This window comes from uncultured Mobiluncus sp. (assembly GCF_902488535.1).
Taxonomy (GTDB): Bacteria; Actinomycetota; Actinomycetes; order Actinomycetales; family Actinomycetaceae; genus Mobiluncus.
In genome coordinates, this window is record NZ_CABTWO010000010.1 from 13,019 (window position 1) to 28,195 (window position 15,177).

Below are 15,177 nucleotides of genomic sequence, written 5' to 3' on the forward strand. Positions count from 1 at the left end.
TCCCGGAAGTCCACCGCTATAATTTTCCTATGCACCAAGCACCGAGCGAACCCGACATTTTCGACGAAGATGACGATTATGAATGGCGTAAAGACCTCCCCAGTGACACGGAACTCGCTCCAGCATCGCGGCGTTACCAGGGACTTTTAACAGTCTTTTACCGAGAAGCCCGCCCGTTAACGTATGACGAGATCTACGCCGCCTACACCGCCACCATCGGACCTTACTTCCCGGCTCGCCCCGGCGCTGACGACTCGGCCCAGTCTCATGAAAACTACAGTGTCAAAATCCGCAGCGACATCAAAACTCTCAACGAAATCCTGGGCGATATCATCGTGGAAGATAAACGCAACAACGTCGGAACGGAACACCGCTACTTGCTGCGGCCCGATTCTCACCGCCAAACGCTGGCTTTTGACGCTACCGAATCAGTTTGGGTCCACCTGGCGCTGGGATTATTGGAGGGGGACTTTACCAAAATAGATTCCCATGTCCGTTCCGTGAGCGACATCGACCCCGACAATCCGCTGGAAGTTCAGTCGCAGGTGCTAATTTCGAGTCTGACGCAAGACATTTTTCACGCTATCGCCGCGCATCAATTCATCGAATTCGATTACCAAGCCCGCTACGGCGAATACACACATAGACGGGTGCGTCCCACAATGATGATGCTGTCACGCGGATTTTTCTATGTTCGCGGTTTCGATGAAACCCGCCAAGGTTTCCGAACATTCAAGCTGTCCCGGCTCAGCAACCTAGTTATTACGGACCAGATTTTTGACGTTGCCGAGTACGTGGAGTCCCCTCGCGGCGTCTCTCTAGAGAGCCTTTTGGAACGGGTCATCTTTGTGGCAGATCCCGTGAAAGCCTCGGAAGCAGTCATGAACGCGGAACTCATCTGTGAGCATGGTGATGTTACCCGCCAGGGAGCGGAACTGGGGTTGACCGGGCTTGAGCAGGTCCCTGTCGGGTGGAATCTTTATCGGGCCAAACAACCGGATTTCTATACTTGGAGCCGTCTGGCCACCGAAGCAATGACCTACCTGGTAGTGCTCGACCCCCCGAAACTTGTGACGGCAACCGTGCAAGCGGCGGAAAGTCTCACTCAGCTCAAGTTGACGGAGGGTGAGTATGAAACCGGACGTCTCAAATTCGACGAGTTTAGCCCCCGGAAAACTGGCGTTTCCATAGATAACCAGACGCGCGTAACGACCGAATCCCTGGCGGTGATGACGTTTATCTTTAATGCGAGCACTACCGGCGACACCTGTACCGTAGATGAACTGGCGAAACACTTTGGTCTCAAACCTCAGGACATCAAAAATATTATTTGGGATTTCTTGGATTTGGATGCAGCCGCCAGTAACGAAAAATCTGACTACGAAAGTTTCCTGCCCTCGATACGCAAGGACGGGACCATTGAAGTCAACGGTTCTCGCAGTTGGGTGATGCCCCCGTCCTTTAGCGCAGACGAGGCGTTGTCCCTCCTGTTGGGGTTGGAAGTCGCCGGTTATCTGGCCCCCTCGTCACAAGAGGCGATTGCGACCGCTCGTCTAAAGGTCGCCTCTTGGTTGGGGCAGGCGCACGAACTGGCCGCTCCGCAGCTGGTGACGAACACGGTGCCGCCTTCCATCCAAAACTCTCTGGAGACGTTAAACCGGGCCATCGAGCGGGGCCACACGGTCGTCTTTACCTATACCAACGCCAGCTGGGACACCGCGGCGCACCGCGTGGCACCTCGGTCTGTCTATACAGACCGCTATCATGTGTATCTGGTGGGGGTGAACCTCGAGAAGAACAAGTGGCACAAGTACCGCCTGGATCGCCTCAGTAACCTGCGCGTCACCGCGGAGACGATTCCTGAAAAACTCCCTCAAAAACCCAGCTACAAGTACCAGACGGTCGACCTGGAGCTGAAAAATCAGGCGAAATCCTACGTGGATACGATTCTTCACGCCCAGGCGGTCGATCAGTCCTCCACCACGTATCGGGTGCGTTTGAAAGTCAAAGATCCCGCTTGGCTGCAGCGGGTTATACAGATTCTCGCGAGCGAAATAGAAGCCATTATTGGTGGGCCAGCGATAGAGCCGGTGGTGGCGGCTGCCGGCGAGGTGGGCGCCGCGACCCTTGCGCTCTATGCACAGGTCGGCTCCGCACTATCGACCGCGGACAGGTAAGATTGAGTTATGAGTGTTCAGGGTATCGTGTGGCTCATCGCCGTAATTTGTGCCGTGATTATTTTCGCGGCCACGACCGCGTGGATTATCGTGCGTGGAATACGTCTCTATCGGACGGTTCGCGATATCGAGCTGCCCGCCGCCGAAACCTCAGATTCGGTCCGCCCACCGGCTCGAAAGCCAGCTCCCACGGGGGATGCCGCAACTTTGAGCGCGGCACGGGTGGCCCGCGCCGAGGTGAAGCAGGCTCGCAAAGCCAACAAGCAACGCCGCCTGCACTCCGCTCATGACCGTTGGGCGAGCTACGATTTGGTGGCACCGCGGCAGTAAACATCTGAAGCTATGAGTCCCAAACGTCACCGTTACCGCGAGAGCCAGAAAGCCGCTGCGCGATTGGCGCAAACGGAGGCTCCCGAGGCTACCAACCCTTCTCCTGCCCAGCGCTATCAGGCTTTCAGAGCGACCCAGCAATCCCCGGAACTTTACGAGTTCCAAGCGCTGTTCGATTTTCCCCTGGACGACTTTCAAATCGAGGCTTGCCAGGTGCTCGATAAGGACCAAGATGTCCTGGTCAGCGCCCCAACTTCGGCTGGAAAAACCATAGTCGGTCTGTACGGGATTTTCCTGGCTTTGCGCCAAGGCAAACGCTTGTTTTACACCACGCCGATTAAGGCCCTGTCCAACCAGAAGTATCTGGAACTCGTGGAGTTATTCGGTGCGGAAAATGTTGGGTTGTTGACCGGCGATACCGCGATAAACGGCGACGCCGCCATCATTGTGATGACCACGGAAGTGCTGCGGAACATGATTTATGCAGGCGCGCCGCTGGCGGACCTGGGATATGTCGTCATGGATGAGGTTCACTATCTCTCCGATCATTTCCGCGGGCCGGTGTGGGAAGAAATCATTATTCATCTCGATGCGGCGGTGCGCCTTATTTCCCTTTCCGCCACGATTTCCAACGCCAAGGTGTTCGCTCAATGGCTCCAGACCTTACGCGGTCCCACGACTGTCGTTTCTACCTCTGTCCGGCCGGTGCCGTTGAAACACTTTATGATTAGCGCCTCGGGGGAAATTCTGCCTTTGTTCGCCAAAGGCGAGGTGGGCGGACACCTGAACCGGGCTCTGTTAGCGCAGGCTGCCCAGCAGATCATGCCGCGCCGCGGCCGGATGCCCCGCCGGATACGTGCGGACAGACCGGCGGTAGCGCGCAGTCTGGAACAGCAAGAGTTGCTTCCGGCGATTGCGTTTATCTTTTCTCGGCAGGGCTGTAACGATGCGGCGGCGCAAGTGTTTGACGCCGGTTTGCGTTTCACCACCAAACCGGAGGCTGATCAGATTCGCCTCGAGATAGAGACCGAACTGGCAGGTTTCAGCCAGGGCGACCTGAGCGCGATTGACGTTTCGAACTGGGAAGAAACGCTGGCCGCTGGTATCGCCCCGCACCACGCTGGGTTGCTGCCGATTCAAAAGCAGCTGACCGAATCTCTGTTCGCAAAAGGCCTGATTCGCCTGGTTTTCGCGACCGAAACGTTGGCTCTAGGCATTAATATGCCTGCCCGTACCGTTGTCTTGGAATCACTGAACAAGTGGAACGGCCAAGAACGCGCGAACCTAACGCCGGGGGAATACACCCAGCTCACGGGTCGTGCCGGACGCCGCGGAATCGATTCTGTGGGGCATGCCCTGACCCTTATGGAAGTGAAGAATCCCCCGCAGCTGCTGGCCAACCTGGCCAGTCAGCAAACCTACCCGCTACACTCAGCCTTTGTCCCTACCTTTAACATGGCGGCAAACCTGCTGGCCCGCACCACCTTGGAGGGCGCGAAAGAAACTGTCGAAAAATCGTTTGCCCAGTACGTGGCGTTGGGAAGTTCGCGCAAACTGTTCTCACAGCTGCGCCGGTTTGAAGAATTGGCCGCGAATCAAGAACGCGAGGCACACTGCGAGCGTGGGGATGTGCTGGCGCTGCTAGACCTGATGAACGCCCTGTCCAAAGCGGAAAAGCAGGCCAAACAGCGGCGTCACAGCGGGGAAAACACCCCCGAAAACCAGCAGGCCGACCGCCGGGCTATTGAACAGGCCCGCGCCCAGATGAAAGCCCACCCTGTATACAGTTGCCCCGACCGGGACAAACACCTGGTGAAAGCCCGTCAGGCCGCCAAAAATCGGGAATCGGCCCAGATGACTCGCCAGAGGATAGAAAACCGCACCAAGTCCCTGGCTCGCCAGCTGGACCAAACCTGCCAAGTGCTGCGGGAACTGAACTATGTCGATGATGATTTCCGTCTGCGTGACGCCGGCACCATGCTGCAATCGGTGTATAACGAGCGGGATTTGCTGGTCGTGGAATGTTTGCGCCGTGGCGTTTTCGATGATTTGAACGTGGCCGATTTGGCGGGGGCACTCTCGGTGTGCCTGGCGCAAAACCGCACCGGAGGATTGTCCCGCTTGATTCCAGCCGAGGCTTCTCCCAGCCTGGCCACGGCGTTGGAATCCATGGGGCGGATTAACTTTGAAATCGCTACTCTGCAGCAAGAACACTTCCTCGAGACTTACCCGCCGTTAGAAACGGATTTGCTGCCCGGGGTCGTGGCGTGGGCGCAGGACGTCAGCCTTGGGCAGTGTCTGGAACTGACCGGCATGAGCGCGGGCGACTTCGTGCGGGTTATTCGCCAAGTCATTGACCTCGCCGACCAGCTGCGCAAACTGAATCTCGATCCGGCCCTGCAGACGAAATTCCGCAGCGTCATCAACCAGTTCAAGCGGGGAGTGGTGACGTGGGACTTCTGATAGCTCTGCCCCTGGCTTTCATAGGGGGAGTGGCCGGAGCCCTGGCTTTTCCGCACTGGAATCTGTGGCTGTTGCTGGTTCCTTCCGTCATGATTCTGTTGGGCACTCTGCGCTGGCAGTACGGGCACGGCAAAACTGGGCGCCGGGTTCTGTTGGTGTCAGCAGGGTGGGGCCTCGGTTTTTTCGGTCCGCAGTTGACCTGGACCGGGGTTTCCGCTGGTTCGGCCCTGCCGTGGATTGCCCTAACGATTCTAGAGACGCTGTTTATCTGTCTATTTGCACAAGTGTGGGTGCGCGCCGAACAGGCCATCCCACGGTTTCCCCGTTTGTTCGGGCTGGCGCGGCTGGTTTGGGCGCCTTTGGCTTGGGTCGGGGTGGAACAGCTGCGTGCCCTGTTGCCTTTCGGAGGTTTTCCCTGGTCAAAACTCGCTTTTGCCCTGGTTGATACCCCGCTGTTGGCGTGGGCGCCGTGGGGCGGCAGCGCGCTAGTCAGCGGGGTCTGCGTGTTCATTGCCGCTGCCGTTCTGGAAATTCTGGGTCGGCACCGCGGCGTAACAGTGCGGATAGTTTCACTCATTGCCGTTGTCGCAGCTACCGTTTTTCCCAACTTGGCACACCCCGCGTTGCCAGAGATTACCGGCCATATCACGGCAGCGGCGGTCCAAGGCAATACCCCTGGTCGGGAGCCGCAAACGGCTTTCGGACAGCCCTACGAAGTGCTACAAAACCACGTTGAGGAGTCTCTTCGCTTGCGCCAACGGACAGCTCAACACGTCGACGTGGTGCTGTGGGCGGAGAACGCGGCCGACGTGGACCCACGCACCAGCCCTCGTGCCGCCGCGTTGGTGAACGAAGTCGCCGAGGCTTTCCAAGAAGCCCCGCTCATCACCGGGACGTTGGGAGCCGGGGCGCGCGGACCGGGCGTACCCAGTCTCGCCGAAACCAACGCAACTTCCCTGCAAAACACCATCTTGGTGTGGGAAAACGGCCAAGCCAGGGACACTTACGCCAAAAAACACCTGGTTCCTTTCGGCGAGTACCTGCCTTGGCGGAAATTCTTTGCGGCTGCCATTCCCAGTTTCGCCGCTATGGTCCCTACTGACCTTACTGCAGGCGAAAGCGTGGCCCAGCTAGAGGTCTCGCTGGCCGGTAAAGATGTACTCCTAGCCAGCCCGATTTGTTACGAGATTGCCGATGATGACCTGGTGCGTCAAGCGGTCACTGGCGCGAACTTTCTCTACGTGCCGACGTCCAACTCTTTCTTTGGTTCATCTGACGAAGCTGACCAGCAACTCGCCATCGCCCGCTTTCGCGCCGCCGAACACGGCTTAGACACCATTCAAGTGTCCACCATGGATTCCACCGCGCGGATTGATGCCCGCGGACAGATAGTAGGCCGGGTCATTCCGAACTTTGCAGCCGGCAGTTTCGTTACAGATATTCCTCTGCGCAGCGGGGCTACGCCCGCCACCGTCATCGGGGGACTGCTCGGTCTGGGATCGCTGATATTAGTGGTCTTAGCTGCGGTTTTACAAGTATTATTGGCTCTGTCAGAAAGTTGGAAACGTGGAAAACACTAACCTCAACGCGAAAACTGTTATCGCCATCCCGACTTATAACGAGCGGGAAAACCTGGAATGGATTACCGGCGAGGTTTTCGCCCAAGCCCCGGGGATTCATGTCCTCATTGTGGACGATAACTCGCCTGATGGTACCGGTCAGCTGGCGGACGCCTTGGCCGCGGACCACCCGCAGCTCCACGTGTTGCACCGGGAGGGTAAAGAAGGCCTGGGACCAGCGTATTTGGCCGCGTTTGCCTGGGCTGATAGTCACGGATTTACCTGGGTCGGGGAATTCGATGCCGACGGTTCACACCGGCCTCAGGACTTACCGCGTCTGTTGGCTTTGGCCCACGGCAGCGGTCGTCCGGATCTGGTCATCGGTTCGCGGTGGCGCAGTGGGGGAGCGACCGCGGGGTGGTCTGCCTCGCGCCAGCTGCTGAGCCGGGCGGGAAGTTTTTATGTCAACGTGGTTCTGGGCTTGGGCGTGGCCGACACGACGGCGGGTTTTCGGGTCTATCGGGTCGATTTCCTGAACCGTTTACTGCAGCGTTACACGATTGAATCAAAAGGGTACGGTTTCCAGATTGAGATGACTTGGAGGACACGCCGGGCGGGGGGCAAGATTGTGGAAGTGCCCATCACCTTTGTGGAACGCCGGGCGGGTACTTCGAAAATGAGCGGGTCAATCATCAAGGAAGCGTTCCTGGAAGTCGCCAAGTGGCGGATTCGGGAACTGCTCCATAATTCGTGACGTTATGTCATTTTCCTTGGGCAGGGGCCACTTGATAACAAAAATAGGGTACTTTCAACGTCCGTAGTGGCGACGGCCGGTGCGCAGGGCTTCCAGACGTTCGTCTAACAGAATCTGGAGTTCCTCTTCGCTGCGCCGATCCATCAGCTGTTCCCAGTGGGTGCGCTGCGGCTTAGTGGTTTTTTCTTCTTGGAAATCTTCCACACCGTTGCGTATCGCGGTTTTCGAACAAACCGGACATTCCCAAGAGTCGGGCACTTCGGCATCTATCGCGAAGGGAACATCGAAGGCGTGGCCTTCCGGGCAGGTGTAGTCCACGTTTTGGCGCTCGACAAAAACAACGCCTTCTTCGGACTCGAGAGAATTGGAACCCATACGCATCCCGCGTAGTGCGCGATCAGCCACGATAAGTGCCTCCTTGTAATGCTTAGCGGTTCATTCTAACCGATTTGACGGATTTTTTCTCAAGGGCGGTGCCGGGGCGTTGGGATTGCCACCTAGCCGCGCCCCTCCAATCCGATAATATATATTATGTCATTTTATGTATTTCACGTTTATCCTGCTCAGTTCCCTAGGGTACGCGCACAAAAAAGTGTCCCGGTCGAAACGCATCTCCCTAACCCTCGACCGGGACACCACTGTCGTGCCAACGTTTTGGCACCGCGCTTGTGAACGCGAAAAAATTAGTTAGCTAACCTGGCGACGACGCGCGCGGCGCTCCGCCAGTTCATCGCGCACTACCACGTTATCGTCATTGATGTTCTCTACGGGCAGTTGCGCCAGCTCGCCCTCAATTTCGTGCCAGACGCGCCCCACCGCTATGCCGAACACACCCTGGCCGCCTTGCACCAAGTCGATGACTTCGTCCTGTGAAGTACAGGCGTAGACCGAAGCGCCATCACTCATGAGAGTAATCCCCGCCAGGTCTTCCACCCCCATCTTTGACAAGGTCGCTACGGCCACGCGAATCTGTTGCAGGGAAACGCCGGTGTCGAGCAGGCGCTTGACTACCTTTAGCAACAGGCAGTCCCGGAAAGAATAAAGACGCTGTGAGCCCGAACCGCGGGCATTGCGCACGGAAGGTTCCACTAAACCGGTACGAGCCCAGTAGTCGAGCTGCCGATAGGTAATCCCGGCTGCCTTGCAGGCAGTCGGTCCGCGAAAACCGGTTTCTTCGTCGATGACCGGCAGGGTTTCACCAAACAGCATCCCCTGCTTTATCTGCGGTACTCCAGACTTGCTTGGCTTTTCCAAGGCAACCTCCGTTCAAGTGTGTTTCTATTTTAGATTATGCACCATAGAAACGTGGGCAAATGTGCGCGGCGCGCCCAAACCTTGCACTTAAAGTTTAAGTGCAAGCTAGGCCGGAAAACAAACCCATTTCCGCACCTAGCAGCAAAAGCTTACAGTTCCTCAACTCCGACGCTCAGCAACGCCTCGGCCAGAGACGCCAATTGCGCCGAAAGCTCCACCGCCCGTATCTGGGCGCGATCCTTGGCGGCGGCGTTATTTTTTTGCCGTTCCGGGGCGACCACTCGGTCAATCAAATCCAAAATCGCATTTACGGCCGAGTAAACGGAGCGTAAATTGCGTGGCTCTATGCCCTGCTTTTCTAAGACTTCCAAAGCCTGCACCACCCCGACCGTACCGGAAGAAAATCGGGAGGAAAAATCCGGGCTAATGAGTTTGGCATTGACTGCCTTTTCCAGCAGCTCCTCGGAAGCCCCGGTATAAACCAGCAAATCTTGCAGCGTAATACGTGAGCTTACGGGCAGACGCATCTGGCCCTCCGAAGCCACGACTCGCATGACCGGCTGTACCGGCAGTGGTTCCTCCCCAAAATCCAGCAGCCGCAGATTTTCGCCAATCTGATTCAGCGGTAGGTAACTGTCACGCTGGGCTTTCAAGGCATAGCGAATGCGCTCTAAATCAGCCAAAGAATAGCCACGGTATCCATTGGGCATCCGGGCCGGACACACAATCCCGTGCTTCTCAAAATTGCGCAGCTTCGCCTGAGATACTGAAGGAAATTCCTTCACGATGATCTCATGGACTCGTCCAATGGACATAGTCGGCTCATGACTTACATCCGGGGGCCACGAGCTGCCAACGTCATTGACCTTTCGGGCTACCTGGTTCATTTCTTAAAATTCACCGCCGGGTAGTAAGCCAATCGAAACTTGCCAATCTGGACTTCCTCCCCCGGTGCCAGCAGGTGAGACTCGACTCTCTCGCGGTCAATATAGGTGCCGTTGAGGGAGCCGACGTCACGAACCAAGTAACCGTTTTCTTGGCGGAGGAACTCGCAATGCCGGCGCGAAACCGTCACATCGTCGAGGAAAATATCCGACTTGGGGTGCCGGCCCGCAGTAATGCGGTCCGTATCAAGCAGGAAACGCGCTCCTGCGGAGGGGCCACGCTGTACGATTAGCAGTGCCGAACCTGCTGGCAGAGCCGCGACAGCATCCTCGTCAGCGGAGGACAAAACCCGCTTACCCAGTTCTGGTTCCGCCTCAGGAACGCCACCTATAGCCCCGAAAACTGCAGTTTCAGTAGGGTCCGGTCCTGGAATCGTGTCCGACACTTCGTCCTCCTTTTGAGAAAATTTCGATATCTCTACTTTAGTGGAACCGCCGCAAAAAAGTTAACCGATTTGTTACTTTTCGGTCTGTCACAGGCTAGAACGGTACTCCAGGCTCTAAAATGGCATTTGCACGTAAGTATTGAGATGGCAATCAGGTCAAAGGGGAAGTACAGTGACGGACGCAGCCTCCCGGGGATGGGCGCTTTCTCTGACTGATACGCAGGTCGGAGTCACTCCCCTGGCTTCTCCCGCCGCCGCGCTGACTTTTCCCTTTTCCGCCAATTCCCTGAACGCGACCTATCGCCAGCTGCGCACCGGCGGTATTTTCCCGCTTTCTGCCGCCGATGGGGGCACAGAGGCGCAGCTCACCACCGCCGAACACTGGCATTGGCTCTTGGCGAACCGGCGCGATGGACTGGATTTACAGCTGGCTTTCGGTTTCCTCGCCGCAAACCGCGGCAACCTCCGATTTCCGGTTTTTCAGTCCCGCTTGACACCCGAACCTGACCGTCCGGTGGGCTACTTACGGCTGGCTAAGGACGAAAAACTGCAGCTCAACAGCACGTTGGTGCGCCTCTTGCAGCAAAAGTTTCAGATTCCGTCCCGCTGGGTCGGGGCGGGCCGAACCGCCCGCGGCCTCAATCTCGACGCCATTCTCGACGCCTTAGAGCAAGCTCTCCAAGACAGTCCCCTTAGGGCCAAAATGCACCTGGAACGCCAAGCTGCCGTGGGATTGGCTCATCTCAGTTGGTCGCCGGCGCTGACCGACCTGAAAGCCCACCTTGAGGATTACCGCAGCTCCGCCCTGGTGCAGCGCTACGCCGCCAGCAACGCCCCCACCCAACTCTCCGCGGATACCGCAGACACTGCTCCCCTGGCTGCAGATATTTTCGCACCGCTAAAAGCCGACCGTAAACAACTGCAGGTGCCGAAGTTTTTTGGTCAAGGCCACAGCCTCATTCTCTCTGGGGCCCCGGCGACAGGCAAAACTGATGCCGTCGTAAACACCCTGGCACAGTCCCTAGTGCAGCAACACTCCGTGCTGGTGGTGGGCAGCCGAACCAGCCTAAAGCATCTGCGCAGCCGGGTTCGCAAAGCCGGGTTTGAACACGTGTTCCTCACCCTCGACCCGCAAGCCGCCGACCGTGATGAGCGCAGCCGGGCGTTACTGCGGGCAGCTTGGGATCGACCGGTCAACGCTGACGCGAGTTACCTCGATTCCTGCCGAGCTTCCCTGAAAACCTTGTCTCAAGATTTGGATCTGTACCTCAACCAGATTCACGAGGTTGGCCCCAACCATGTTTCCGCGTGGCAGGCCTATACCGCGCAAATCATGACCGCCGCTGAGCTGGAGCCCGAGGAACGCGTTTTGGCAGGCCGCCTGGCGGCGGCTCCGAACTTCCCCTACCTGTCTCATGACCGGTCCGCCGCGGTGAAACTTGGTAAAGAACTGGCAAATCTGGATGCCAACTCGGTGAACGGCCTCGGCGCTAATCCCTGGTCCCTGGTCGGCGAAACCGCACGCAGCGTGGACCGTACGGAACTGAAATTGGCGTTGAAAGCCCTGGAACAAGCCATTACCCAAGCCCACCCCGCTGTGTTGGAAATCATGTCCGCCACTTCTGAACTGCAAGCTTGGCCGATTTTTGCCCGGTGGCTCGACTTGTTAGAAATTGGATACGGCAGGGCTCCCGTGGAACTGACCGAAGCGGAACGCCACGCGGTCACTTCTAGCATTGAAACTTTGCAGCAGTCCCTGCGAGACTTGTGGGACGAGGCCACTCCCCTGCTGGAAATTGCCGCTCCCGCCTATCGCTCCGGTAAAGACCTGGATTTGTTAATGGATGCCCGCCACGCGGAAGCCTCCGGTGGTTTTACCCGTAACAGTCGTCGCAAGGCCGTGCTGGCGCAGTTACAGCCCTACCTCAACGGGCCGGTCACCCCCAACAAGGTAGCGGACCTGTTGGAGGACCTCAACGCCTTGCGAATGCGCGCCGAAGCCTTGGGCTCACAAATTAGCGCCAACCCCGTGCTGGGACTGAAAGATTTTGATGCCCTGGCTGACGACGCCACCGAAAAATTTGCAAATCACGCTGACACGGTGCTCAGCGCCATTGAATTGAGCCGGTATCTGCCCAACCGCCGCTCAGATTTGGAGTCTTTGATGCCGCTGGCTCGCCAGGGCGGGCATCTAGGTCAGCAGGTACGGGCCATCTCCGAGGCTTTTGCTGACGTTTTGCAGTCTTTGCAGGTGTCCAGCCCGGATTTGGAAGCCTGGTCACAAGGCCTGCCGCCCCTGGGCCGTTACCTGCAGGTTCGTAAGGTCTGGGGGACGTCTCTCAGCTCTGAGGACTCGACGTTAGATGATATTTTGGCTTTCCGCGCGCTGACCCCCAAGTTGAAAGCCTTGGGTCTGGATGACCTGGTCGGGTGGGTGGCCGAAGGGAAGCTCAGCGGAATGGCTATTCAAGGAGTGTTGGAACACGCCCTGTCGGTCGCGGCGGTACGGGAGCGTCAGCGGGCTTTGTTGCAGCAGGGTTTCGAGCCCGAGACACACGCAGCTCAGGTGGAACGACTGTCGCTGAACTGCACGGAGACTCGCCGCGAAATCGTCAATCAGGTTATTGCTGCGGCAGGCGGGTTCGCACAGCGAGCCGATAAACAGATTCTGCGCCGTTTCGGGGCACGATTGCGTGAAGAGAACTTTTCCATCCGCCAGGCTTTACGTGACGATTTGGAAGGAGTCCTGACCCGCACTCCGATTGTGGGCCTGACTCCGCTTGAGGTCATCACTTATTTGCCTAATTTTGCTGATGAAACCCCCCGTTTTGATGCCGTGGTCATTTTGGACGCAGCCGAGCTGCCATCCGGAGCCGTGGTGAAGGCCCTGGCCGGAGCCACTCAAGCCATGTTTGTGGCGGCCCTGCCCGCTACCGTGAGTTTTGCAAAAGGCCGGGCGCGCAGCGTTTACGAAGCCGCCAAGTCGGCGGGTTTCCCCGAATACGAATTGACTGCTCGCTACGGCCAGGATTTGACCTCCACCCCCGGTCACTTGGCGCGGCTGTTGAGACCCGACAAGTTAGACACGTGGCCGGTGGCGCAGGTTCAGGCCCACCCGGTTTCAATCCTCGAGTTCCCCGCGGTGCATCGCCCCCTGCCCCTGGACCTAGCCAGTGAAAATCCTGGCTGGAGCGGTCTTGGCGCCGACTACGTGTGGTTTGAAAAGGCCGGAAACCTGTTGATGAATCTGTGCCTAAAGAACCGCGGTAAATCCATCACTGCACTGACTTGGACGTCTGAACTGGCGGCGGGAATCCGCTGGTATCTCGATGAAGCTAACCGCCAGGGTGAAATCAATCTGATGAATCTTCGGGTCACTCACCTCGGTGCCGCCACAGCCGCATTCCCCAATGCGGATTCCACCGCACCGGGGCTCGGCGGAGGTTATAACGATGGTGAAGGTCAAGCTCCCTGCGATTTATTGGTGTGTTTCCTGGGTTCCACGGCTCAGCCGGAACCAATAAAGACTTCTCTCGGTCGGGATTTGTCCTTGGCTTGGACGCAGGCTTTGCTGCAAACTAACGGTCAGGTGCTGTTCGTGGTGAACCGGGACCTCGACCAGAGTGAGCTGCCCGCCTTGCTGCAAGATGTGTTGAATAGTTCAGGTACCGAACGTGATAACGCCCCCGTTTCGGCGGTGCGAGATTATCTGGCCAAGCTGCTGGGACATGCCGGGCTGGAAGTTCGCACCAATTTGGGGCCGGCTCCGTTGCGCCTGGATTTGGCGGTTCGCGGCGACGCGGGGGCACCTTGGCTGGGTCTAATTTTGGACGGCCCCGAACAGCTACAGGTGCGTTCCGCCTGGGATCGAGAAGTCGGTATTCCCCAGTATCTGCTGGAACATTGCGGTTTCGGCGCTATCGAACACGTGTATTTGACTCAGCTGATGGAAAACACTGATGAAGTGACCCGGCGTCTCGTTTCCATAGCCCTGGATCTGGCGTTCCCCGGTGACGTGACGGACGGTTCGGTGGCGAGTGACGACCGCTACACTTCACCCTCGCGTATCGCGGCGGCCCAAAATAACCGCGGTGACGAGCCTTGGGAAGTTCCCGATGAAGATGCGTGGGATTTGCCCTTGCCTCTGCGCGAGGAGTTGGCGCGACTTCAAGCCGACAAACCAACCGTCGCCCCCGCACCGACGATATCCCCGGCAGAGACCGCGCCCCCGTCTCGTGAACCCCAGCCGGAACCTTCTGCCCCCACCCCACCTCCCGCGGAACAGCTCCCGGCCCGTATCGAGGACCTCCCCCCGGCGGCGCAACGGAAAACCAGTTCGGTACTGCCGGTCATCGCCGATATGCCCCCCGATGCCTTTACGCACCTGAATCGCAGGGAACTCACTGAAACTCGTGACGCCCCCACCTTGGGAGACCAACTGGGAGCGCAAGAAACCGACCTTTTCATGGAATTAGCCCAAAGTTCCGGGCCGGACGCGGAACTCGGCAAGATTTCTAAGCCCGGTCTGGGCGCGTTCGCGCCTCTTTTTGCGCCTGAGGCACCCAAGGACAGTTCAGAAAAATCGGCTGGCGTACCGACTAGTGCGCCACCGCTAAAGAACCCCGTGCCTCCACCCTCCGCACCGGCGGTTTCCGAGTCGACAACTCCCAGTTTTACCGCGCAAATTCCAACCAAGGCCGATGCTAAAACGGTCCCGCAACCGTTCGTACCCCGCGGCAAACCCCTGCAAAACCAGTGTTCCAAGGAAGTCCTCGATGATTTACAGGATCCCGCTAACGCTGCCGCCGTGGCGGACGCGTTGTCACAAGTGCTCTACACAGAAGGTCCGATTGGCGCGCCTCGACTGGCTAAACTCGTCGCCGATGCGTTTGGCATGCAGCGGCTACACTCGAAACGCCGCCAACGAATTTTGGAATTGCTGGATTCCGAAGTTCATCAAACAGTCACGAAATTCGGTACCTTTGTCTGGCCTGCCGGAACTTCAGCTCAGGAGTTCAACGTTTTTAGAACCGGATCGATTTATGGGCAGCGCGCCCTGGTGGACATCTGCGATGAAGAGTTCAATAACGCATTGACTTGGGTTATTGACACGCAACAGCCCCTTGAAGACGAAACCTCAGAAGCGGTGGCGCGTGTGTTGGATCTGACTCCGGCTCGCACCGATATTCGTCAACGTATGCAAGCCGGGCTGAAATCTTTGGAGCAGGCCGGGCGTTTGCGGCGTCAGGCGGGTCACCTGTATCTGCAATAATTTGCAAATGTTGAAACGTCGTCGCCTCTCAGGGTTTA

The 15,177-nt window shown here is 57.8% G+C and carries 10 protein-coding genes; 6 read left to right on the plus strand and 4 right to left on the minus strand.

What is annotated here, in order from left to right; genetic code table 11:
- Nucleotides 1–29 precede the first annotated feature (29 nt).
- From RDL66_RS04785 to RDL66_RS04805, 5 genes are read left to right on the plus strand one after another with little or no spacing between them, the layout of a single operon-like run.
- Nucleotides 30–2,177, plus strand: a complete 2,148-nt coding sequence (locus RDL66_RS04785; protein WP_308535575.1) for a WYL domain-containing protein — start codon at nucleotides 30–32, stop codon at nucleotides 2,175–2,177.
- Between the two features lie 9 nt (nucleotides 2,178–2,186).
- Nucleotides 2,187–2,507, plus strand: coding sequence for a histidine kinase (locus RDL66_RS04790; RefSeq protein ID WP_308535577.1), 321 nt, complete (start codon nucleotides 2,187–2,189; stop codon nucleotides 2,505–2,507).
- Between the two features lie 12 nt (nucleotides 2,508–2,519).
- Nucleotides 2,520–4,970 (plus strand): DEAD/DEAH box helicase, encoded by a 2,451-nt coding sequence (locus tag RDL66_RS04795; protein WP_308535578.1) that lies wholly within the window; start codon nucleotides 2,520–2,522, stop codon nucleotides 4,968–4,970.
- The gene (lnt, locus tag RDL66_RS04800; RefSeq protein WP_308535579.1) at nucleotides 4,958–6,550 is read left to right on the plus strand and encodes an apolipoprotein N-acyltransferase; all 1,593 of its coding nucleotides are present in this window, start codon (nucleotides 4,958–4,960) and stop codon (nucleotides 6,548–6,550) included. Before RDL66_RS04795 ends, lnt begins: the two co-directional genes overlap by 13 nt.
- On the plus strand, nucleotides 6,537–7,283 hold the full coding sequence (locus tag RDL66_RS04805; RefSeq protein WP_308535581.1) for a polyprenol monophosphomannose synthase: 747 nt from the start codon (nucleotides 6,537–6,539) through the stop codon (nucleotides 7,281–7,283). Before lnt ends, RDL66_RS04805 begins: the two co-directional genes overlap by 14 nt.
- Nucleotides 7,284–7,337: 54 nt before the next feature.
- On the opposite strand, the gene RDL66_RS04810 is transcribed toward RDL66_RS04805, so the two are convergent.
- From RDL66_RS04810 to RDL66_RS04825, 4 genes are all read right to left on the minus strand, one after another.
- On the minus strand, nucleotides 7,338–7,688 hold the full coding sequence (locus tag RDL66_RS04810) for an RNA polymerase-binding protein RbpA (protein ID WP_297721358.1): 351 nt from the start codon (nucleotides 7,686–7,688) through the stop codon (nucleotides 7,338–7,340).
- A gap of 282 nt (nucleotides 7,689–7,970) precedes the next feature.
- Nucleotides 7,971–8,492 (minus strand): MerR family transcriptional regulator, encoded by a 522-nt coding sequence (locus RDL66_RS04815; RefSeq protein WP_297588608.1) that lies wholly within the window; start codon nucleotides 8,490–8,492, stop codon nucleotides 7,971–7,973.
- A gap of 194 nt (nucleotides 8,493–8,686) precedes the next feature.
- The gene (locus RDL66_RS04820; RefSeq protein ID WP_308535583.1) at nucleotides 8,687–9,424 is read right to left on the minus strand and encodes a MerR family transcriptional regulator; all 738 of its coding nucleotides are present in this window, start codon (nucleotides 9,422–9,424) and stop codon (nucleotides 8,687–8,689) included.
- Nucleotides 9,421–9,867: an FHA domain-containing protein gene (locus RDL66_RS04825; RefSeq protein WP_308535585.1), complete on the minus strand. Its 447-nt coding sequence runs from the start codon at nucleotides 9,865–9,867 to the stop codon at nucleotides 9,421–9,423. The genes RDL66_RS04820 and RDL66_RS04825 overlap by 4 nt, the downstream gene beginning before the upstream one ends.
- Nucleotides 9,868–10,039: 172 nt before the next feature.
- On the opposite strand from RDL66_RS04825, the gene RDL66_RS04830 reads away from it, so the two are divergent.
- On the plus strand, nucleotides 10,040–15,139 hold the full coding sequence (locus RDL66_RS04830) for a DUF3320 domain-containing protein (protein ID WP_308535586.1): 5,100 nt from the start codon (nucleotides 10,040–10,042) through the stop codon (nucleotides 15,137–15,139).
- The last annotated feature ends 38 nt before the right edge of the window (nucleotides 15,140–15,177 follow it).

Coding starts and splice junctions, on each gene's coding strand:
- RDL66_RS04785 (WP_308535575.1), top strand. CDS start 30: ATGCACCAAGCACCGAGCGAACCCGACATTTTCGACGAAGATGACGAT.
- RDL66_RS04795 (WP_308535578.1), top strand. CDS start 2,520: ATGAGTCCCAAACGTCACCGTTACCGCGAGAGCCAGAAAGCCGCTGCG.
- RDL66_RS04790 (WP_308535577.1), top strand. CDS start 2,187: ATGAGTGTTCAGGGTATCGTGTGGCTCATCGCCGTAATTTGTGCCGTG.
- RDL66_RS04820 (WP_308535583.1), bottom strand. CDS start 9,424: ATGAACCAGGTAGCCCGAAAGGTCAATGACGTTGGCAGCTCGTGGCCC.
- RDL66_RS04815 (WP_297588608.1), bottom strand. CDS start 8,492: ATGCTGTTTGGTGAAACCCTGCCGGTCATCGACGAAGAAACCGGTTTT.